Source organism: Pedobacter sp. GW822-FHT03F06 (assembly GCF_058801365.1).
In genome coordinates, this window is the sequence record NZ_JBXANE010000010.1 from 23,574 (window position 1) to 46,414 (window position 22,841).

Annotated in this window: 19 protein-coding genes; 17 read left to right on the top strand and 2 right to left on the bottom strand. The window is 37.8% G+C overall.

The window, feature by feature from the left end:
* Nucleotides 1-15: 15 nt before the first annotated feature.
* Nucleotides 16-1,722 carry a M3 family oligoendopeptidase gene (locus AC1RJ8_RS17505; RefSeq protein ID WP_492954906.1) on the top strand — a complete coding sequence of 569 codons (1,707 nt, stop codon included), beginning with the start codon at nt 16-18 and terminating at the stop codon, nt 1,720-1,722.
* 908 nt (nt 1,723-2,630) lie between these two features.
* Nucleotides 2,631-5,057: a TonB-dependent receptor gene (locus AC1RJ8_RS17510; RefSeq protein WP_492954905.1), complete on the top strand. Its 2,427-nt coding sequence runs from the start codon at nt 2,631-2,633 to the stop codon at nt 5,055-5,057.
* A gap of 5 nt (nt 5,058-5,062) precedes the next feature.
* On the opposite strand, the gene AC1RJ8_RS17515 is transcribed toward AC1RJ8_RS17510, so the two are convergent.
* Nucleotides 5,063-6,301 (bottom strand): MFS transporter, encoded by a 1,239-nt coding sequence (locus tag AC1RJ8_RS17515; protein WP_492954919.1) that lies wholly within the window; start codon nt 6,299-6,301, stop codon nt 5,063-5,065.
* Between the two features lie 270 nt (nt 6,302-6,571).
* Here AC1RJ8_RS17515 and AC1RJ8_RS17520 point away from each other — a divergent pair, with 270 nt between their 5' ends.
* The 3 genes from AC1RJ8_RS17520 to AC1RJ8_RS17530 are packed head-to-tail and all read left to right on the top strand — an operon-like array spanning nt 6,572 to nt 9,666.
* Nucleotides 6,572-8,521, top strand: a complete 1,950-nt coding sequence (locus tag AC1RJ8_RS17520) for an amino acid permease (protein WP_492954904.1) — start codon at nt 6,572-6,574, stop codon at nt 8,519-8,521.
* Nucleotides 8,522-8,541: 20 nt separating this feature from the next.
* Nucleotides 8,542-9,093, top strand: coding sequence for a hypothetical protein (locus AC1RJ8_RS17525; RefSeq protein ID WP_492954903.1), 552 nt, complete (start codon nt 8,542-8,544; stop codon nt 9,091-9,093).
* 21 nt (nt 9,094-9,114) lie between these two features.
* A complete protein-coding gene (locus AC1RJ8_RS17530; protein ID WP_492954902.1) occupies nt 9,115-9,666 on the top strand; it encodes a transposase in 552 nt (183 codons plus the stop codon).
* 195 nt (nt 9,667-9,861) lie between these two features.
* Here the strand turns inward: AC1RJ8_RS17530 and AC1RJ8_RS17535 are convergent, their stop codons facing one another.
* Nucleotides 9,862-11,820 (bottom strand): KUP/HAK/KT family potassium transporter, encoded by a 1,959-nt coding sequence (locus tag AC1RJ8_RS17535; RefSeq protein ID WP_492954901.1) that lies wholly within the window; start codon nt 11,818-11,820, stop codon nt 9,862-9,864.
* 180 nt (nt 11,821-12,000) lie between these two features.
* On the opposite strand from AC1RJ8_RS17535, the gene AC1RJ8_RS17540 reads away from it, so the two are divergent.
* The 12 genes from AC1RJ8_RS17540 to AC1RJ8_RS17595 all read left to right on the top strand — a co-directional run bounded on the left by AC1RJ8_RS17540 (nt 12,001) and on the right by AC1RJ8_RS17595 (nt 22,726).
* Nucleotides 12,001-12,531, top strand: a complete 531-nt coding sequence (locus tag AC1RJ8_RS17540) for a T9SS type A sorting domain-containing protein (protein WP_492954900.1) — start codon at nt 12,001-12,003, stop codon at nt 12,529-12,531.
* 75 nt (nt 12,532-12,606) lie between these two features.
* The gene (locus AC1RJ8_RS17545) at nt 12,607-13,218 is read left to right on the top strand and encodes a fumarylacetoacetate hydrolase family protein (RefSeq protein WP_492954899.1); all 612 of its coding nucleotides are present in this window, start codon (nt 12,607-12,609) and stop codon (nt 13,216-13,218) included.
* Nucleotides 13,219-13,221: 3 nt separating this feature from the next.
* Complete coding sequence (locus tag AC1RJ8_RS17550; RefSeq protein WP_492954898.1) at nt 13,222-14,955, top strand: M23 family metallopeptidase; 1,734 nt, start codon at nt 13,222-13,224, stop codon at nt 14,953-14,955.
* A 180-nt stretch (nt 14,956-15,135) separates the two neighbouring features.
* Nucleotides 15,136-15,600, top strand: coding sequence for a thioredoxin-dependent thiol peroxidase (bcp, locus tag AC1RJ8_RS17555; RefSeq protein WP_029274070.1), 465 nt, complete (start codon nt 15,136-15,138; stop codon nt 15,598-15,600).
* Nucleotides 15,601-15,657: 57 nt separating this feature from the next.
* Nucleotides 15,658-16,503, top strand: a complete 846-nt coding sequence (locus AC1RJ8_RS17560; protein WP_492954897.1) for a transketolase — start codon at nt 15,658-15,660, stop codon at nt 16,501-16,503.
* An 88-nt stretch (nt 16,504-16,591) separates the two neighbouring features.
* Nucleotides 16,592-17,548 (top strand): transketolase family protein, encoded by a 957-nt coding sequence (locus AC1RJ8_RS17565; protein ID WP_057932755.1) that lies wholly within the window; start codon nt 16,592-16,594, stop codon nt 17,546-17,548.
* Nucleotides 17,549-17,647: 99 nt separating this feature from the next.
* Complete coding sequence (locus AC1RJ8_RS17570; protein WP_025145705.1) at nt 17,648-18,208, top strand: RNA polymerase sigma factor; 561 nt, start codon at nt 17,648-17,650, stop codon at nt 18,206-18,208.
* A 33-nt stretch (nt 18,209-18,241) separates the two neighbouring features.
* Entirely contained in the window at nt 18,242-18,898 is a 657-nt protein-coding gene (locus tag AC1RJ8_RS17575) for a hypothetical protein (RefSeq protein ID WP_492954896.1), read from the top strand.
* Between the two features lie 7 nt (nt 18,899-18,905).
* Complete coding sequence (locus tag AC1RJ8_RS17580) at nt 18,906-19,346, top strand: hypothetical protein (RefSeq protein ID WP_477585859.1); 441 nt, start codon at nt 18,906-18,908, stop codon at nt 19,344-19,346.
* 70 nt (nt 19,347-19,416) lie between these two features.
* Entirely contained in the window at nt 19,417-20,616 is a 1,200-nt protein-coding gene (locus tag AC1RJ8_RS17585; RefSeq protein WP_492954895.1) for an aspartate aminotransferase family protein, read from the top strand.
* Nucleotides 20,617-20,650: 34 nt separating this feature from the next.
* The gene (locus AC1RJ8_RS17590; RefSeq protein WP_492954894.1) at nt 20,651-21,328 is read left to right on the top strand and encodes a response regulator transcription factor; all 678 of its coding nucleotides are present in this window, start codon (nt 20,651-20,653) and stop codon (nt 21,326-21,328) included.
* 78 nt (nt 21,329-21,406) lie between these two features.
* Entirely contained in the window at nt 21,407-22,726 is a 1,320-nt protein-coding gene (locus AC1RJ8_RS17595) for a sensor histidine kinase (protein WP_492954893.1), read from the top strand.
* Nucleotides 22,727-22,841: the final 115 nt, after the last annotated feature.

Consider the following 22,841-nt stretch of genomic DNA (forward strand, 5'->3'; position numbering starts at 1 on the left):
AATAATTATAAAAACATGATTATAACTAAGAAACCCAGAACATATATCCCACAGGAACTAAACATTACCTGGGAGAATTTAGAACCACTTTTTACCGAACTGCAAAACCGCAAAATAACCAGCACCGCTGAGTTAGAACATTGGTTAAAAGACCGTTCGGAGCTTGAAGCTGCTTTAGAAGAAGATTTTGCCTGGAGATATATTAAAATGAGTTGCGATACCGCAAATGAAGAATTGGTTAAAAATTTCCAATATTTCGCAACTGAAATAGAGCCAAAAATTTCGCCCTTAGCCAACGAATTGAACAAAAAATTTGTCGAAAGCCCTTTTATGGATGATTTGGACAAAGAAAAATATTTCGTTTACAGTCGCGCCGTTAAAAAAGCACTAGAACTTTACCGAGACGAAAATATTGAACTGTTTACCGAGTTACAGGTGAAGCAGCAAAAATACCAAAGCACTACAGGCGCCATGAGCGTTGAGCTAAACGGCCAGGAATATACTTTAGAGCAAGCCTCGATCTTTATTAAAGATTTAAACCGCGAAGTGCGAGAAAATGCATGGAAAACGATCCAGCAACGCCGCTTAATTGATAAAGATGATTTAAACATTTTGTTTGATGAATTGATTAAACTGCGCAATCAGGTGGCCTTAAATGCAGGTTTTGAGAACTATCGCGATTATATGTTTCAGGCTTTGGGCCGTTTTGATTATACCCCACAAGACTGTTACGATTTTGCCAATGCCATTGAGAAAGAGATTGTTCCGATTTTAAAAGAACAGGCTGAAAAACGCCGAGAAGCTTTAGGACTAGAAGTATTAAAACCCTGGGATTTAGAAGTGAGCATTAGTGGCAAACCAGCTTTAAAACCTTTTAACAATGGCGAAGAGCTGATTGATAAAAGTATTGCCTGCTTTAATGCCATTGATGAAAAGTTAGGCTCAAAATTGGCAACCATGAAGGCCAATAATCTTTTTGACGTAGAGAGCAGAAAGGGTAAAGCACCAGGTGGTTACAATTATCCACTGGCTGAAACCGGGGCACCGTTTATCTTCATGAATTCGGCAAACTCGTTGCGCGATTTAACTACAATGGTTCACGAAGGCGGTCATGCGATTCATACTTTTTTAACCGCAGATTTAGAACTAAACGATTTTAAACATTGCCCTTCTGAAGTTGCCGAGCTGGCATCGATGAGTATGGAATTGATCTCAATGGATAATTGGGATGTTTATTTCGACAACGAAGAAGATTTAAACCGTGCTAAAAAAGAACAGCTGGCCGATGTGTTAAAAACATTGCCATGGGTTGCGGTAATTGATCAGTTTCAACACTGGATTTACACTAACCCGAACCATAGTGCAGCTGACCGTGAAGAAACCTTTAAGCAGATTTTTAACCGTTTTGGTGCTGGTTTTGCCGATTGGACAGATTTAGAACAACAATTCGGAAATGGCTGGCAAAAACAACTGCATTTATTCGAAGTTCCGTTTTACTATATTGAGTATGCAATTGCCCAGTTAGGTGCCATTGCGGTTTGGAAAAATTATAAAGAAAATCCTGAAAAAGCTTTAGAACAATATTTGGCTGCGCTTTCATTAGGTTATACGAAGCCAATGAACGAAATATATGAAACTGCCGGGATTAAATTTGATTTCAGTGCAGAATATGTAAAAGAACTGGCCAGTTTTGTGAAAGCAGAACTGGAGAAACTGGGATAAGGAAAGGTGGAAGGTTTGAAGGTGGAGGGCTGAAAGGTTTTCCCCCCTCGTTTTACATCATACGGGTCGTGGCATTTCGCCACGACTTTTTTGTTTTTATGAACCACAGATAAAAAGGATGGACACAGATTAATACTCGTTCTGGTTTTAGCGTCTATTACCTGGTCCTAGCGTCCCGCAAAGACTTGAGTTTAATTCCCTTATCTGGTCTTAGCGTCTCGCTAAGACCGAAGTTTAGTTCTTTTATCACGGATGGGTGTTGTAAAGGCTCTTCGACTCAACCCAGCGTGACAACCCAAGGGAGAATTATCAGCTGGATTTAGCATCTCGCTAAGCATTTTTTGCCACGGAAACACAGAAGGCACAGAAACTAAACAAGAATTCAGAATCTCAACGTACTAACATGTTTTTCGGCAATCAAAACCAATCTTTTATTTACAGTACCCCAACTGAATAGACCTGATGGAAGTGAAAATCCCTTTTGGGTTACTGGATGCATTGTTCTTACCAAAAATCCCAAAAAGGATTGTAACGTACAGCAGGACAGAACCCTCCTGTGAAATGCAGACACTGCTCTCAAAAAACCTTATCTGGTCTTAGTGTCCCGCTAAGACGTTAGTTTTTTCCAAGGAACACAAAAATGCAGATATTGTAAAAGACGCTTCGACTCCGCTAAGCATGGCAGCCCGAAGGAGAATTAGCTAAAAGAAACATCATTATAACAAGCTTCTAAATTTTAGGTAATACAAATGAACACATGCAATAGACCATTAAACCACCTTATGCAAAAAAATGTTAATTGGGTTAAACATTGTTAAAAACCACTGGTTAATGCACCTAATGATTTAGTTTCGTTTTAATTCCTAATCAGATAAAGGAAAAACTAATCATCAGCCCCCTAGTTAACAATGAAACCATTCGCTCCATTCTTCATGATACTTACTTTATTTTGTGCCAATCTGCTTTATGCACAAACGGTAAAAAACCATATCACTGGAATAGTTATAGATAAAAACAACACAATAATTTCGGCTACGCTCAAATTTAAAAGTACAATAGATTCTTCCTTTATCAAAACCGTGATAACTAACGAACAAGGAAATTTTACATTGGATAATCTCCCATCAGGTAAGTTTACAGTTGAAGTTAAATCACTTGGTTATAAAACCCTTTTAGAAACGATAGAACTGAAGCCAAACAAAGCCAATATCAATTTAAATTTTAAACTACAACCAGATATAAATGAACTGGAAAGTGTTGTTATTGCTGGCCGCAAGCCCTTAATAGAACGCCATAACGATAAAACGGTAATGAATGTAGAAAACAGCATTGTTGCAACCGGAAATACTGCGCTCGAAGTTCTTGCTAAAATGCCAGGCGTATCAGTTAATCAGGATGGGATAATCAGTATCAGAGGCAGGTCTGGTGTCAATGTGTTAATTGATGGAAAATCGACCTATTTATCGGCTGAACAATTGGCTACCAGATTAAAATCATTAAACAGTAACGAGATAAAAGCGATAGAACTGATTACCAACCCTTCTTCCAAATACGATGCTGAAGGAAACGCAGGCCTGCTCAATATCAAGCTAAAAAAGAACGTCAATTACGGCACCAATGGAAACATTGATTTAGGTTTTGGATATGGCAAGAATGCAAAAAGTGATGCAGGGATATCTATTAACCATCGAAACAAGAGCCTGAATGTGTTCGGGAACTTCGCTAACAACAACAATAAAGCCACTGAAAACCTCGACATTTTAAGAGTGGTAAGTGATCTGGATCAAGACACATATTTCCATCAATACAATACACAAATAAGATCTTCATATAACAACAATTATAAAGCTGGGATTGATTATTTTATTAACAATGAGAACACTCTTGGTTTCTTAACTACAGGTTATTTTAATAATGGCCACGATCTATCCAATGGTGTTACCGCTATTGGGCAAAGTTTTACAAAGGTTGATTCTTCTATTGTTGCGGATAATCCAGCAAAGAATAAATATCGCAATCAAGCTTACAACCTCAATTACAAAAGTGTGATGGATACTTTAGGTCAGGAACTTTCTATCGATTTAGATTATGCCAAATACCACAGTGAGGAAAATACCATTTATCAAAATTCCTTTTTCGATCAAAATGGCTTGAACTATAAATCGCCTGCCATCTTTCGAAATGCCACCCCATCTTTTATTAAAATCAAGGCTGCAAAAATTGATTATACATTGCCTTTATACGCTACCACAAAATTAGATTTAGGGTTAAAAAGCAGCTGGATAAGTACAGATAATGATTTCCGGTTCGAAAACCTAATTGGAACAGATTGGAAAAATGATGCGGGCAGAAGTAACCGTTTTGTTTACAATGAAAACATCAATGCTGCTTATGCTACAATAAAGCACGAATTTAAATCGACCAGTATTGAAATTGGTTTACGAACGGAACAAACCAACTCAAAAGGCAATTCAATTAACGATAACAAGATTGTAAAGCGCAGTTACTTTGATTTTTTCCCAAGTTTTAACATCAATCAAACTTTATTCCCGAACAACGAGATCGGTTTTTCATACAGCAGAAGAATAGATCGTCCCAATTATAAATCACTTAATCCATTTATTTATTTTGTTGATTTATACACGTTTAGTCAGGGGAATCCTTTTCTTAACCCACAGTATACCAATGCCTTTCAACTCGCCTATAATTATAAAAAAACATTAAATATTTCCTTTGGGTATAGCATCACCAATAACCTTATTATTGATGTTCTGTTGCCAGATAACGAGAAGAAAACACTGTACCAAACGGTACAAAACCTCGATAAACAATATGCCTACGATCTAACAATCGGCTACCCTACCACCATTACTAAATTCTGGAGCATGGACAATACGCTTACCAGTACTTATAATCAGATTAAAACCTCAAATTTAGGTGAGGGTATATACGATAGAAAGAAAGTAAATTTCACAGTTAACAGCAGTCACAATTTCACCCTGAGCCCATCAACTGCAGCAGCGCTTTCCGGAGAATATGCCTCTTCTCAGATTTATGGCACTTATGCCATTAAGCCCTACTATGGAGTAGATTTTGGAATCAAAAAATCATTCCTTGCTAAAAAAATCAACATTAAACTTGCGGCCAATGATGTTTTCAATACCAGAAAAGCAAGAATAAGCAGCGCCCTTTCTGGGCTAGATTACAACCTTAGCCAAAAACAAGAAAGCAGGGTTTACAGACTTAGTTTAAATTACATTTTTGGTAGCAGCAGTATTAAGGGTATCAGAGCGCGAAAAACAAGCGTAACTGATGAACAAGGCCGAATCAAATAATAAAATTACACTTCATCTTTTTTTCGAAGCCTGAGAATAATAAACATCACCAAAACCGATATTAAGATCATGATCAGATAGCTGTAGCTTAGGTTACGTTCATCTTTAGCAGGGATCAGGTTTACAATGCCATAACTCAAAAAAGAAACAATCACATAAGTAATCCCTCCTGTTAAGCCACCTGCAATTCCTGCATTTTTGGGGAATTTGCTCAGGCAGAAAGTGAAATAATTATTAAAGGTGAAGCCTGCTCCTACATGGATTAAAAAGGCAAAGAAAATTAACGACCAGAGATTAGAAACAAAATTTAAGCTTATAATCATCAGGACTACAAATGCTACCTGAAACAGCGAGTTGATCATTAATCTTTTAAAGAACGGCCTGTTGATGGTGGCCTTGCCGATAAAGCCTCCTACCATCCACGCAAAGCCTAAAAACAGGGAGCTATAACCAGCAATAACCGGAGAAAATTTAAAATGGTGCTCGATGATAAATGGCCCTGTCATGTTGTAAACCATCACCATACAATAGGCTAATCCCAACATCATGATACCCAAAGTAAAGCTCGTTGTTTTAATCATTTCGATATAAATACCTGTTATCTTTTTCAGTTGAAAATCGGTAAAATACTTTAATGTTTCGCCACTGAACAATAACTCCAGCACTGCAAAAACAAGTGCAAAACCGGCCAAAAAATAGAAATTAGATTCCCAGCCAAATACGGTTTGCAGGTAGCCACCAATAAAAGGTGCTACAATTGGTCCGGTAGACCAGATGATGGAAAACAAACTCAGGTAATGTTTTAACTGATCGCCTTCGAAGAGATCGACAAAGTATGCTCGTTTGGCCACTACAATTGCACCTACAGTAAGCCCATGGATAATGCGCATTAAATAAATAAGGTAAATGTTATGGGTAGTTGCAATGATGATACTTGCCGCTGCGAAAATTAATAAGGCGTATAAACAGATTTTATACCTGCCAAAACTATCGAGCACACTACCGATAAAAAGTTGCGCAACCCCATAGCTAATTAGAAAAATGCTGAGTGTTAGTTGAACCTGAACATTGCTCACCTGCATTTCGCCGGCCATTGTTGGTAAGGAAGGGATGTAAATGTCGGTAGCAAAACCCGACAATGGAATTAAGGCAAAGGCCAGTATAGTAGCCAAACCCTGATGACGTTCTTTGATGTATTTTATCTGTGCTGTATCTGCATTCATATAGGTACTGTAATGAAATATAAATATTCCAATCAAACATACATTTAAGTACGCTTATTTATCTGATTGATTATCGACAGCAAAATTAACTGTTTCACTTACCCTAAAATTATGCGAATCAAACAAAGGATTATTCAAGCCAAATAATTACAGTTTTTTACTTTAATCTAATAATCGCCACTCTTTTAGGTGGCATTTGCCTCACTAGAAGTAGTGTATTGAAAATTATATCCTGCTTTAAACGTTTTTAACCAAACTTTTTATAAGTTTGAAGAAACAAGCAAACTAAAGATGTTCGAAAAGCTATTCAGAAAGAAATCCATTTCCAAGATATTACAAGATGCGGCAAAAGGCTATGGCGACCACGAAAATACATTACATAAAACACTCGGTGTACGCGATTTAACAGCTTTTGGAATTGCAGCGATTATTGGAGCAGGAATTTTTAGTACGATTGGCAAGGCAAGTGCAGATGGAGGTCCGGCGGTAATCTTTTTATTTATTTTTACGGCAGTAGCCTGTAGTTTTGCGGCCTTTGCTTATGCAGAGTTTGCTTCAATGGTACCTGTTTCGGGTAGTGCTTACACCTATTCTTATGTAGCTTTCGGCGAATTGGTGGCCTGGATTATCGGATGGTCGCTCATTATGGAATATTCCATCGGTAATATTACGGTAGCCATATCCTGGTCTGATTACTTTACAGGGCTACTCTCTACCATCAAAATACCTCCTCTTGGCATAGACGGCATCCATGTACCCGATTGGATGACGATGGATTACCTCAGTGCTTATAACGGACATAAACACGCTGAAGCGCTTTTGGCGGCAGGCAAAAACCTCGCAGATTTAGATTCGGCTACTGCTTTGGCGAATAATGCATGGCTCACCGCTCCAAAAATAGGTGATTTTCACGTGGTTGCAGATATCCCTGCCCTGGGCATTATCATTTTAATTACCTGGTTAATCTACCGCGGCATGAAAGAAAGTCGCAATGCCAGCAACGCGATGGTAGTGGTTAAACTTGCAGTAATTCTTTTAGTACTAGCGGTAGGTATATTTTATGTAGATACTAAAAACTGGGATCCATTTGCTCCGAACGGTGTTGCTGGGGTTTTAAAGGGAGTTTCAGCAGTATTTTTTGCCTATATTGGTTTCGATGCCATTTCTACAACGGCCGAAGAATGTAAAAATCCACAGCGCGATTTACCCCGCGGAATGATGTGGGCAATTATTATCTGTACTATCCTTTATGTGGCTATTGCGCTGGTTTTAACCGGTATTGTTAAATCAGATACTTTAGCCGTTGGCGATCCATTGGCATTCGTTTTTGATCAGATCAACTTAAAATTAATGAGTGGCATTATTGCGGTTAGTGCAGTATTTGCCATGGCCAGTGTACTTTTGGTTTTCCAAATGGGTCAACCCCGTATCTGGATGAGTATGAGCAGAGATGGCTTATTGCCAAAATCCTTTTCGAAAATTCACCCGAAATACAAAACACCTTCATTTGCAACGATTGTGGTTGGCTTTGTAGTAGCTGTACCATCATTATTTATGAATCTTACCATCGTTACCGATCTGTGTTCTATCGGAACACTTTTCGCGTTCGTACTGGTTTGCGCAGGTGTTTTAGTATTACAGAACAGACCCGATGTACAGCGTGGAAAATTCAAGATACCTTATGTAAACAGTAAGTTTATCGTTCCGATTGTTTTAATTGCGACCATAATTTTTGCATTCACAAAATATGGAAAAGAAACGAAAGCTTTCTTTTTCAATTCGCCCAAAACCATCCAAACGGTAACTTTTGTTACTTCTTTAAGCGGCGATGAACTGAAAATTGTTAAGGAGGAAATTGTTAAAAATGCTGCGCCGCAAATTGTACTGGCTGAAAAAGTAGATGCAGAATCTTATTTAAGTGCATTACCAGCCGATCGTTATGAGCAGTTCATCTCAGCCTCTAAAGTACCTGTAGAAAAGAAATACGAAAGCGGTTGGGGCTTGTTTAAACACAAAATCCCAATGTGGATTTTCCTGATCATCTGCGTACTCATAACCTACTATTGCATCACAAAGAATTTATCATTAATTCCAGTTTTAGGGCTGATCAGCTGTTTGTACATGATGTGCGAACTGGGCATTTCGAACTGGATCGGTTTCGGCATCTGGCTGGTAGTGGGCCTTGTGGTTTATTTTGCCTATGGTTACAGGCATAGTAAATTGGCAAATCAGGAGGTTTAGTTATTCTAGAAACAGCAGGCATGACCATTTTCGAAAAAATAGAGAAACACTGTACAGAAAAAAACTATGTCAAAATCAAGAGAGATGTTGGCAACAAATCTTATGGACTTTCTCATGGTTATATCCTAGATTATTCGTTTGATTTCGTAATCCTTAAAGTGAACGATGACTTTCTATATAATGGATTTACTGTTTTTCCGATATCTTCTATTGCCAAGATCAGACACAACAGCTATGATCAGTTTTTCGATTTCATAATGGAGCATGAAGGACAGAAAGATAAAATTAAAATCACCCACAAAATTAACTTAGAAACCTGGGAAACTATTTTTAATTCTATAAAAGAGGCGAATCTAAGCTGTTCAGTAGAAAATGAAAACTATGATAAATTCTTTTTCAAAATTGGAGAGGTTGTAAATGTGAAAAAAAGAAGTTTAAAAATTCTGAATTTCGATCCTGCAGGTTATATAGATGATCAACCGACTAAGATAAAGTATAAAGAAATTTCTGCTGTAGGTTTTGATGATAATTACACTAATACAATAAGTAAATACTTAAGGGCGAAGGAATAATTAAGCTGTAAATACCTTTTTATGAAATATAATCCTTTAATACATCATCGGCGATCGATCAGGTTAAAGGATTATGATTATTCAAAAGCAGGAGCTTATTTTATCACAATCTGTTGTGAAGACAGGCTTCACAGATTTGGAAAAGTTTCAGGCAATGAAATGATCTTAAATGAATTCGGAGCCATCGCTTATAACGAATGGATTAATTTATCGGATAGATTTTCTAATTTCGAACTTGATGTTTTTCAGATTATGCCGAATCATATGCACGGCATAATCGTTTTATCGGATATTACTGTCGGGGCGCCCCTTGCGGTCGCCCAAGAAGAAGATACATTAAACAGGGCGACCGCAAGGGGCGCCCCGACAATTCCCGATATTGTTGGCGCATATAAATCAATTGTTTCTAATGCATGCCTGCAATTATTCAAATCACACGATAAAACAATGGGAAAGCTATGGCAAAGGAACTACTATGAACACATTATTTGCGATGAAAGCGCATACAATAACATCTCGAACTATATTATAAATAATCCCACTAAGTGGGATGAAGACAAATTCCATCTATAAAACAAAAAATCCCCTTTCTTTAACAGAAAGAGGAATTGTTTATTTCTTCTTTATAAAGGCTAGTGCAGTAATCATCACGAGCCCCAATCCAGATGCAATCATATAATTATTGGCATGATCGAGATGGTATAGTTTAGCTACAGGCCCGGCTATAAATAAACTCACTCCCAATATTAGAATCGCGGTCCTCATCAATTAAACCGGCAATCTGTTCAATTCAATATCATCTGGTGTAACGAAAATTAACGGCACTTTCTCTACATCAACATAACTGCTATCCAGACCAAAACTCCTTTCTTCTGATAAGCTTAATTTTTTAAGGATAAAGTAATAATCCATAATCTGTCTTTCATAGAAACTCAACTTGGTAAATTTAGATAAATGTTTTTCTAAAAGAACAAACCTGAAATCGCCGGCAATTTTATGCTTGTTTAATGAAGTGTACTGACTGGTGATATCGATTTCTCCATTCTTCACCAACTCTTCAACCACTTTACGGTAAAGTAAATTTACACGTTGCTCAATCCTGAAACCTAATCTAAAATCAATCCTGATTAGTTTTCCTGGGATCAGGAACTCAACTTTATAATCTAAGGTATAAGGCTCGTCCATTACATCAACGTGCACTAACCAGTACACATCGGCACGTTTCGGTTCCTTTTGTATAATGGAATAAATAATTTTCGATTCGATCTCCGTTTTAAAGTTCGCACTGGTTAAATAAACCAGCTGAGACGAGTATTTCGGAACTGATTCATCTCCGCTCAGTTCAGTTAAAATCTCATAATAATCTTCAATTTCGACATATTTAACAAAGCGGTTTTTGATTTTGCGGGCTACAAACCAACTCCACATCACTGTAAACAATAACGAACCGATTAATACGGTTACCCAACCACCATGCAAGAATTTGGTTAAATTACTGATCAAAAATGTGCCTTCAATAATTACATAGGTAAAAAAGAATATCGCAACTAAATATTTCGGAAAACGTCTGCTTCTCAAGTAAAAGCTAACCAGAATGGTGGTCATTAACATGGCTATGGTGATCGATAAGCCATAGGCCGCATCCATTTTTTCTGCCTTTTGGAACAACAGTACAATACCACAGCAACCAATCCATAACATCCAGTTAATAGAGGGAACATATAACTGGCCTTTAGAAACCGATGGGTAAACAATTTTAATTTTAGGCCAAAGGTTTAAACGTACCGCCTCAGCAATTAGGGTAAAAGAACCACTGATTAAAGCCTGACTGGCAATTACTGCCGCCATGGTGGCCAGTATAACCATCGGAATTTGAAACTGATCTGGAACGATCTGGAAAAACGGATTCATTTTTGCACCTGGAACATAACTTCCACTGTTCTGCAAAATCCAAACGCCTTGCCCTAAATAGTTTAGAATAAGCGTTAATTTCACAAAAATCCAACTGATTCTGATGTTATTTCTACCGCAGTGGCCTAAGTCGGAATATAAGGCCTCAGCACCTGTTGTACATAAAAACACGCCGCCCAGAATTAAAAACGCTAGTTTATTGGTAACCAGTAAATGAATAGCATAGTAAGGGTTAAATGCCTTTAGAATAGTGAAATCTTTAATAATAAAAGACATACCCAATATACCCAAAACAGCAAACCAAACAAACATTACGGGCCCAAAAAGCTTTCCAACTAAATTGGTTCCAAACTGCTGGATAATAAATAAGATGGTTAAAATGGTCAGTACAATTGGAATAACTGGTACCTCAAACTTATTGGTAAGTCCCTCAATTGCCGATGTTACGGTAATACTGGGGGTAATAATTCCATCTGCCAGTAATGCACAACCGCCTACCACAGCCGGAACCACCAGCCACTTCGCTTTTTTCCGTACCAGCGAGAATAAAGAGAAAATACCACCCTCACCTTTATTATCGGCCCTTAGGGTAATAATAACATATTTAATGGTGGTTTGTAGTGTTAGCGTCCAAATAATGCAGGATAATACACCAAGAACATTTGTGGGGTTTATATCCTGTTTACCGCCTAAAATGGTTGTAAAAATTGCATTTAAGGTATATAATGGGGATGTACCAATGTCACCGAACACAATTCCTAAACTAATTAGAACCCCGCCGGCGGTTAACGCGTTGACATTTTTATGATTTGACACTTCGTTGATTATTTTAGTGCGGCAAAAGTAAACTAACTATAACAATTTAACAACCAAATTATTGTGTATTTTTAACACTATGAAATTTAAATTTTATTGTTAAATTGTGTTAAATTATGGGTTTTAAACAAAATGTTTAATTTCTTTGTTTTAAATTAATACATTTGCTATACCAATTTGATGAAACTCTACGCTAAGATAACGTTCCTCACAAAACTTGCATGCACATTATGCATCGTTTTACTGTGCGGCGTAAATTCTTGGGCGCAACAAGCTGATAGTATTCGCATTAGCTTAAAAAACAGAACAAAAAAAGTAAGCAGAATTCCTGAAATTAAAGCCAACATTACACCTTACAAACCACTTTATATGACAGTTAGTGGCTCTGGAATGTTCAATGCTTACTCCACAACTCCAAAAAATACAACGGTTGTAGCAAAAGATAAATTGTTAACCATCGTAAAAATATATCCAAATCCTGTAGAAGATCAATTAAATATTATCTTATCTATCGGAAAAGATGGCACGCAGACTACGATCAAAATCATCGATTTATTGGGAAATGAAGTGGCAACACTTTCAAATGAACGCTTAAATGCCGGTGAACAGACCAAAAGTTTCGTTATTCCAAGCAGGATTAATCCTGGTATTTACTTTTTAAGGGTTATTGCAGGTTCCGAAAGCCAGGTAAAACGGATCTCAGTTTTATAACACCATTTTCTTTTCTATTTTTGATTGATGTGGATTTAACTCCCGTCTATTTTATCATATTTCATATTCTTAAGAATGAAGATCATCGCCATTGGCCGAAATTATGCCGAACATGCAAAAGAACTGAACAATCCGGTTCCAACCACACCCGTAATTTTTCTGAAACCCGATACAGCTGTTTTAAAAGACAATAAGCCTTTTTACCTGCCCGATTTTTCTGATGATGTACATTACGAATTAGAAGTGGTATTGAAAATCTGTAAAGAAGGAAAACACATCGCAGAAAAATTTGCCGCTAACTATTATGATGAAGTGGGATTAGGTATCGATTTTACCGCCCGTGATATCCAGGCCAAACATAAAGAAAAAGGATTGCCCTGGGAACTGGCCAAAGCTTTTGATAACTCGGCCCCCATCAGCACCTTTCATCCTAAAAGTGATTTTGAGGATCTTTACAACCTAAATTTCGAGTTGAAGATAAATGGCGAAAGCCGCCAGGTAGGCCATACTAAAGATTTGTTATTCTCGTTCGAGAAGATAATCAGCTTTGTTTCTCAATATATTACTTTAAAAAAAGGCGATTTAATTTTTACCGGAACACCGCAAGGTGTCGGAAAAATAAATAAAGGCGATAAACTGGAAGCCTGGTTAGAAGGCAAGCAACTTTTAAATTTTGATGTAAAGTAACGAATGATTATAAACCCGATCCAGTACAAGTTAAAATTTTTAGTTTCGATCTGCCTTTTATTTGCTTCAACTTTTGTTCAGGCGCAACAGATTTACAGTACGAATAAATACCCGATTACAGATTTCAGACAACCTTTGGATATTAATCCTCCTGCCCTTGCGGGCTCTTTTGGCGAAATCCGCGGTAATCACTTCCATTCCGGAATTGATTTCAGGACCAATCAACGCGAGGGCTACCCTGTTTATGCCGTTGCAGATGGATATATTTCGAGGTTAAGGGTTCAGAACAGTGGTTTCGGACAGGCACTTTATATCAATCATCCTAATGGTTTCACTACCGTATACGGCCACCTTCAACGGTTTGCGCCCAAGATTGCAAGCATTGTTAAAAACCTTGAATACGAAAAAAAATCATTTGAGATTGATGAGTTTCCCGATGCCACATTAATTCCGGTACATAAAGGCGAGATTATTGCCTGGTCTGGTAACCGTGGTAGTTCTGGCGGTCCGCATCTGCATTTCGAAATCAGAGATACCAAAACAGAAGAGACCATAAACCCGCAATTTTTCGGAATCATTATACCCGATAACATTCCGCCTGTTATTCATGGTTTGTATGTATACCGTTTAAATGGCAAAACCTTTAACGAAAATACACCTAAACAAGCCATCGGCATTAGTGGAGCAAACGGCAATTATAAAACCACTGCCCCTATCAACTTAACTGGTGAGGTTGGTTTCGGCATCGTGGTAACCGATCGGCATAATGGTTTATCGGGCACCAACGGGGTATATTCGATCCAACTGGAGGTTGACGGCAAGAAAATATATACTTCTGCCCTCGAGCGCTTTGCGTTTGAAGACAGTAAGGCCATCAACTCGCACATCGATTACCCAACTTATTTAAATACCAAAAGAAGTATTCAGAAAAGTTTTGTTGAACCCGGTAATCCTTTAAAAATTTACAGTAGTTTAGTCAATAGCGGTAGAATTAATTTCAACGATGGTGCTTCGCATCAGTTACGCTACATTATAACCGATTCGAAAGGTAACTCTTCTGTTCTGCCTTTTACTGTAAATGCTGGTTCAGCGCCTATTGCAGCGCCGGTTATTCCCGCTGGTATAATTTATCCATACAATAGGGTAAATGAGTTTAATACCGATGATATTAAAGTGGTTTTCCCGCTGCGAACATTGTACAGCGATTTAAATTTCACTTATAAAAAGTTGCCTAAACCAACGGGAAATGCATGGTCGGCTGTACATCAGATTCACAATAAGTACACGCCCTTGCATATTGGTTTCGATATCTCGATCAAGGCTGATAATCTTCCGGAAAACTTAAGAAGCAAAGCCCTAATTGTAAACAGCAACGGTTCATCCCAGGGCGGGTTTTTCGAGAATGGCTATGTTAAGGCTACGCCAAAAAACTTCGGCAGTTTTTATATTGCTACTGATACCCTTGCGCCAAGGATAGTACCTGTAAATATTGCCGAAGGGAAAAACATGGCCGGTTTATCTAAAATATTTTTCAGGATCAGTGATAATTTATCAGGGATAAAAAGTTTTAATGGCTTTATCGACGGCAAATGGGCATTAATGGAGTTTGACACTAAAACAGCTACACTTTGGCACAGCTTTGATGAAAGAACAGCTTCAGGAAAGCATACATTGGAATTAGTTGTGGCAGACATGAAAGAGAATACCCGAAAATACACCGTAACATTTTTTAGATAGGGACAAGATGTATAGCATTATTGGATTTCATGACCATATTAATATCAATTTTTCACAATTTAGACCAAGAAATGTTTTCTTTTAACATAAATTGAACAGTATAATAAGTTAAACTGTTTAAATTGCATGCACTATTAAGCATTCAATCATTATAACATTCAAAATTCAATCATTATACATATGGCAGCGTTAAAAGAAGGTGATCAGGCACCGGCAATTACATCAAAGGATCAAAACGGCATTGAAGTTTCTTTAAGCGATTATCAGGGCAAAACGGTTGTTCTGTATTTCTACCCTAAAGATGATACACCAGGCTGTACCGCCGAAGCTTGCGATTTCAGGGATAACTATCAGGGCTTACAAGCAAAAGGCATTGTGGTTTTAGGCGTTAGTGTTGATGATGAAAAATCGCACCAGAAGTTTGTTACCAAGCATAACTTACCTTTTACCCTGCTTGCCGATACCGATCAGAAAATTGTAAACGACTATGGTGTTTGGGCGGAAAAAAACATGTACGGCAAAAAATATATGGGTACGGTACGCACCACTTTCATTATAGATGGCGATGGAAAAATCACCCATATCATCAAAAAAGTTGACACCAAAAACTCAACGCAACAAGTACTCGATTTAATTAATAACTAATTATGATATAGCGGGTAAAATATTACCTTTGCTATATAACAACAACCTCTTATTTTAATGAAACATACAATTAAAGAGCTAGAAGATATTGCCTCTCAAATTAGAAGAGATATCGTAAGAATGGTTCACGGATGTCAATCAGGTCACCCAGGCGCTTCGCTTGGTTGCACAGATTTTTTTACAGCTTTATATTTTGAAGTATTGAACCACAAAACAGACTTCACAATGGAAGGTGCTGGCGAAGATCTTTTCTTCCTTTCGAACGGACACATTTCTCCGGTATGGTACAGTACATTAGCTCATGCTGGTTATTTCGATAAAAGTGAACTGGCAACTTTCCGTAAACTAGATTCTAGGTTACAAGGCCATCCCACTACCCATGAGCATTTACCAGGTATCCGTATTGCTTCAGGATCTTTAGGCCAGGGCTTATCGGTTGCCATTGGTGCAGCGTTGGCTAAAAGGCTAAATGGCGATAAATCTCTCATCTTCGCCTTATTGGGTGATGGAGAATTACAGGAAGGCCAAAACTGGGAAGCAGCAATGTTCGCTCCTTTTAATAAAGTAGATCATTTAATTGCATCTGTTGATTATAACGGACAGCAAATTGATGGTCCTACAAGTAAAGTTCTTGCCTTAGATGATTTACAAGCTAAATTCGAAGCTTTTGGCTGGCATGTAATCAATACCGACGGTAACGATATGCAAGCAATCGTTGAAGGCTTACATTATGCTAAAACACTAACCGGGAAAGGTAAACCAATCTTAAATTTAATGAGTACACAGATGGGTGCTGGTGTAGATTATATGATGGGTACACACAAATGGCATGGTACTGCGCCTAATGATGAGCAGTTGGCCGCAGCGTTAGCGCAATTACCAGAAACTTTAGGGGATTACTAAATCAGATTGGAGACCATAGATAGGAGATTTGAGACAAATTGTCGCTGAATCTCACATCTAAAATCTCACATCTCATATCTAAGAAATAATGAAAAAATATACATATACAGAAAAAAAAGATACACGTTCGGGATTTGGAGCTGGCCTACATGAGGCTGGAAAGAAAAACGAAAATGTGGTTGCCTTATGTGCCGATTTAGTTGGATCGCTTAAAATGGATGCTTTTATTAAAGATTTCCCTGAGCGTTTTACACAGGTTGGTATTGCAGAAGCAAACATGATCGGTATTGCAGCAGGAATGACTATTGGCGGTAAAATTCCCTTTACAGGTACTTTTGCCAACTTTTCTACAGGCCGTGTTTACGATCAGATCCGTCAATCAGTAGCTTATTCTAATAAAAACGTTAAAATCTGTGCATCACACGCAGGTTTAACCTTAGGCGAAGATGGTGCAACCCACCAAATTTTAGAAGATATAGGTTTAATGAAAATGTTGCCAGGCATGGTAGTAATCAACCCTTGCGATTACAACCAGACTAAAGCCGCAACTATAGCCATTGCAGAATACGAAGGTCCGGTTTATTTACGTTTTGGCCGTCCGGTAATCCCTGTATTTACAGATCCAGATCAAAAATTTGAGATCGGTAAAGCATGGATGGTTAATGAAGGAACAGATGTTACCATTATCGCTACAGGCCATATGGTTTGGAAAGCAATCGAAGCTGGTGAAAAATTAGCTGAATTAGGCATCGATGCTGAAATTATTAATATCCATACTATTAAACCATTAGATGACGAGGCCATCTTAAAATCAGTTAAAAAAACTGGTTGTGTGGTTACCTGCGAAGAACATAACAAATTTGGTGGTTTAGGTGAAAGTGTTGCACGTTTGTTAACTACCGAATTACCAACGCCACAAGAGTTTGTAGCCACTAACGATACTTTTGGCGAAAGCGGAACACCAGATCAATTAATGTCTAAATATGGCTTAGATGCCGTAAACATTGTTGAAGCTGTTCAAAAAGTAATTGGCAGAAAAAAATAGATTTAAGCCATTAGATATGAGAAATTAGATGTGAGATTTGAGACGTTGTGTCTAAGCCAATCTCACGTCTCATATCTCGTATCTCATATCTAAAAAATAATGAAACAAGTTGAAGATTCGGAAATTCTCGCCATGTTCGCTGTCGAGCGCACGCGTAATGAAGCCTTTAACCTGTTGCTAAAAAAATACCAGCAAAAAATATACTGGCACATCCGTAGGCTGGTTTTAAACCACGATGATTGCGACGATCTTTTACAAGAAGTATTTGTTAAAGTTTGGAAAAACCTCGATAAATTTAGGAGCGATTCTCAACTTTATACCTGGATTTACCGTATCGCGACCAACGAATCCATCACTTTCTTAAACAAGCAAAAACAGCGGAACAATACACCTTTAGACGAAGTATCATCCGAGCTTGCCGATAACCTGGTTGCCTCATCTTATTTTAACGGTGATAAACTTGAGCTTAAACTGCAAAAAGCAATCCTTACCCTACCTGAAAAACAACGGATTATCTTCAACATGAAATATTTCGACGACATGAAATATGAAGAGATTTCGGAAGTGCTAGGTACCTCTGTAGGCGCTTTAAAAGCATCATTTCACATCGCGGCAAAAAAAATTGAAGCTTTTATTACAAATGATGAAATAGACTATTAAACCTTTTCACTTTAATTGTATCATATATCTGTGATGAACGAAAATATAGAAAATAACGATTGGATGAACGAAACCCCTGCACTTGCGGCAATGGGCAAACGCAATCCTTTCTCCGTTCCTGATGGATATTTCGAAAATTGTGATGAGGCCATTTTTTCTGCTGTCTTTTTAGATGGATTGAAACAGAAAACCAGTGACAATAATTTTGAAGTTCCGCAGCATTATTTTGAAGATCTAACGGAACGCATTCAAACCCAAATTTCGCTGTCCGAATTGCCTAAAGCAGAACAGGCCTTTGCAGTACCTGAAAATTATTTCGATACGCTGCAGCGTAGAATTACCGATACGATTGCAGCATCGGAGCCTAAAAGAGAGGCCAAAGTTATTCCTTTATGGAGGCGCAACATTGTTAAATACGCAAGCGCGGCCTGTTTCTTATTAATGGCTTCGTTTGGTGTTTATTTTTACCAGAATGGCTCAACTAATGCTGTTCAGCAAACACAATCTGCAGAAGCAATAAACGAACAACTATTATATGATATTGACGAAAGTACGATCATCGATCATTTAGAAACGCAAAATACTACATCATCTAATATAAAAACTACTTCTGCGTCAGATACAGAAATGGAAAACTACATCTTGAGTAATTTCTCGTCAAGTGATTTATCTCAGGAACTAAATAATTAATACAGAAATGAAGAATTTACTTTTTGTTGCTTTAATGTTTTTATTACCCACAACCCTGTTGGCACAAAAGCCAAAGGGAGAAGAAATAGAATCACTTAAAATAGCTTTTTTCACTCAAAAACTGGATTTATCGCCAGAAGAGGCTAAGATTTTCTGGCCGATTTATAACGACATGCAGGCAGAACAAAATGCCTTGCGCAAAGAACGCATGCAGAAAATGATCTCTTTCAGAAAAACAACTGAAATAGATAATCTAACCGATGCGCAGGTGCAAAGTTTAATTACCAGCGAATTCGACTTCAAGCAAAAAGACCTTAATCTTGATAAAAAATATTACAACAAACTTAAAGCGGTATTGCCGATAAAAATTGTTGGAAAGTTTTACCGGGCGCAGGAAGGTTTTAAACGCGAGTTACTCAATAGATTTAAAGGCGGCCAAAGGCAGTAAAGAAAAAGACTTACAGTAATGTAGGTCTTTTTTGTTTTAAAGCACTCTTTCATTTCCGTACTTTTGTGCCATGCTTACCCAACGTCAGTTGTTTTTACAACACAATGCACAAACCTCTCCAGAGCCGCTTATGCTCGAATTTGTAAGGGCAAAAGGAATCTACATTTACGATGCGCAAAACAAAAAACACATCGATCTTATTGCCGGTATCGGCGTGAGTAATGTTGGTCATTGCCATCCTGCGGTGGTGAAGGCCATTCAAGAGCAGGCAGAAACCTATATGCACCTGATGGTTTATGGCGAATATGTGCAAACGCCTCAGGTAAATTTTGCCAAAGCCCTTGCCGATATCCTGCCCGACAGCTTAAGCTGCACCTACTTTTTAAATTCAGGAACTGAAGCGGTAGAAGGCGCCATGAAACTGGCGAAACGTTATACTGGCCGTAAAGGATTTATTGCCTGCAAAAATGCTTACCACGGCAGCACACAAGGCGCAGAAAGTTTAATGGAAAGTGATTTCTATTCTTCTGGCTACGGTCCTTTCCTGCCCCACGTAAGTTTTATTGAACATAACAAAGTTGCTGATCTCGAAAAAATCACTTCAGAAATTGCCGCTGTTTTTATTGAGCCGATACAAGGTGAAGCCGGAATCCGGGTGGCGGATTTAAGCTATATGCAGGCTTTACGGGCGAAATGTACAGAAACCGGAACATTGTTAATCTTCGACGAAATACAATCTGGTTTTGGCCGTAGCGGTAAAATGTTTGCCTTTGAGCATTATAATGTTGTGCCCGATGTGCTGCTCCTGGCGAAAGGAATTGGTGGTGGAATGCCAATTGGGGCCTTTATCAGTTCACTGAAAATTATGTCAGTTTTATCGCATACCCCAATTTTGGGTCACATGACTACTTTTGGGGGGCATCCGGTTTGCTGTGCTGCCGGATTGGCTACCTTACGTACTTTGGTTGATGATCATATTGTTGATGAAGTAGAAGAAAAAGGGCAATTGTTTAAACAGCTCCTTCAACATCCTGCCATTAAAGAAATTAGGGGAAAAGGTTTAATGTTGGCGGCTGAATTTGAAAATTTCGAGATCAATAAAAAAATCATTGATGCCTGCATTTTAGACGGTGTATTATCAGACTGGTTTTTACATTGCAGCAATTCTATGCGCATTGCCCCTCCTTTAATTATAACCAAAGAAGAAATTGAAGAAGCTTGTACGATCATCTTAAAAAATATTAACTTAGTTTTAGAGACTAAAGCATAAAGCTGAACGACTAAAGAACATTAACTAAATTAAAATGAACGTACTCATAGTTGAAGATGAAAAAAGCCTGGCGCTTGAAATGGATGAATTCTTGAGCAAAGAAGGATTTATTGTAGAGCATGCCTGGAAAAAATCTTCTGCGGAAGAAAAAATATTTGTAAACAATTATGATTTCATTTTATTAGACCTGGGTTTGCCCGATGGCGATGGCTTCGATATTTTGAAACAGTTGAAAGCCATGAAAGATCGTGATGATGCTGTAATTATCTTAACCGCCCGAAGTGCCGTTGATGACCGGATTAAAGGTCTTGATGAAGGTGCAGATGATTATTTACCCAAACCATTTTCGTTAAATGAACTTTTAGCGCGTATGCATGCCATTACCCGTAGAAAACACAAGTTGGAGAAAAACGAGGTAAACATTCATGATTTTTTGCTCAATATTCAGAATAGGACCGTTTCATTTGGTGATGAGAGATTAAATCTAACCAAAAAGGAATTCGAAATATTCAACTATCTGGTATTGAACAAAAACCGCGTAGTATCGAGAATGAGTTTAACTGAACACGTTTGGGGCGATATTTTAGAAGTCAATTCTGATTCTAACTTTGTTGATGTCCATGTTAAAAACCTGCGAAAAAAACTCGCAGCGGTGAGTCCAACGGATTGGTTCGAAACCGTAAGGAGTATTGGCTACAGGATTAATTGCTAGAGCGTCGGGAGTCGAAGGTCCGAAGTTAAGATTCGATCTATTAATGAACCCAATTGAACCAATGAACCATTAAACAAAATGAAGTTACAGGTTAAGTTTTCTTTATACAATGCAGTAACCAAAATTGCCATTATCCTGGTATTGGGGGCTATCATTCTATTTTCGTTGGATAAACTTGCTTACAACCAATTTGACAACCGTTTAACCAAAAAGAAAAACAAAATCATTAAAAACTTAAACGATAATGAGATCGACAGCCTTTTAAACAAAGAACAATCCTTTACCGATTACAATATTTTAAAGGAAGAATTTATCGTTTTAACAGATATACCCGATAACCAGAAAGACTCTACAGCAAAAGTATTTACAGAAAAGCGGGAAATCGAAGGCGATATTGAGGTATATAGAATCCTCAATTATAAATTTTCTTATCATACAAACTGGTACAACCTGGAGATTGGAGAAACGATGACAGCGCTTCAATCCATTAAAAATTCGATCCGTTTTTACATGCTGATTGTGTTGGTTGCCGCCTTACTTATTACTTTGGTAGCAGATTTTACCTTCTCAAACTTTTTATTAAGGCCTTTTTATCTCATTATCGACAAAAAGATCAATCTGGTTGATGATCCTTCACATTACAATTACCAGAATATACCAACTACCACCAACGATTTTAAAATCCTCGATAATAGCATAAACTCTTTGATGCGTAAAATAAATACGCTTTTCGCTTTAGAAAAGCAGTTTATTGCTAACGTTTCGCACGAGCTGCTTACCCCCATTTCAATTTTAAGTACGCGCTTCGAAAATATGCTCAACACACCAGATATTCCGGTTGAGCACGAAAACAAAATCTACGCCTCTCTAAAAACCTTAAACCGCTTAAAGGTAATTATCAACAGCTTGTTGCTCATTTCTAAGGTAGAAAACAATCAGTACCTAAAAACCGAAGAAATTAGCCTCAAACAGGAAATCGATGATATATATGAAGATCTGGAAGATCGAATAGCAGATAAAAACATCAGTTATAACGCCCACCTTTCAAAGGATTTTCATTTTACCGGAAATAAAGCGCTGATACACACCCTTTTAATCAACATTATCAACAATGCAATAAAGTATAATACTGAGGGAGGCACTATTACCATAACAGATAAAACCGAAGCTGAAAAATATATCCTCAGCATCAGCGATACCGGATCAGGTATGAGCGCGGCACTGGTAGAAAATGCTTTCGATCGGTTTAAAAGGGGAAATACCGAAGAAAACGGCTTTGGCCTGGGGCTGGCCATTGTGCAAAGTATTGCCCGATTCCATAAAATAGATGTTGATATTAAATCTGAAGAACACAAAGGAACCAGCATTTCGTTAATTTTTTTAAAATTCCCCTCATAAGCTTATTACATAGTGCATTATCTGGAATAAACTTAATTCCGATGTAAAGATCGGCACAGGGTGCCAAATCTTTTTGGCAAGGGCTTTGCTTAATAATAAAAAATTAATCTTTAAG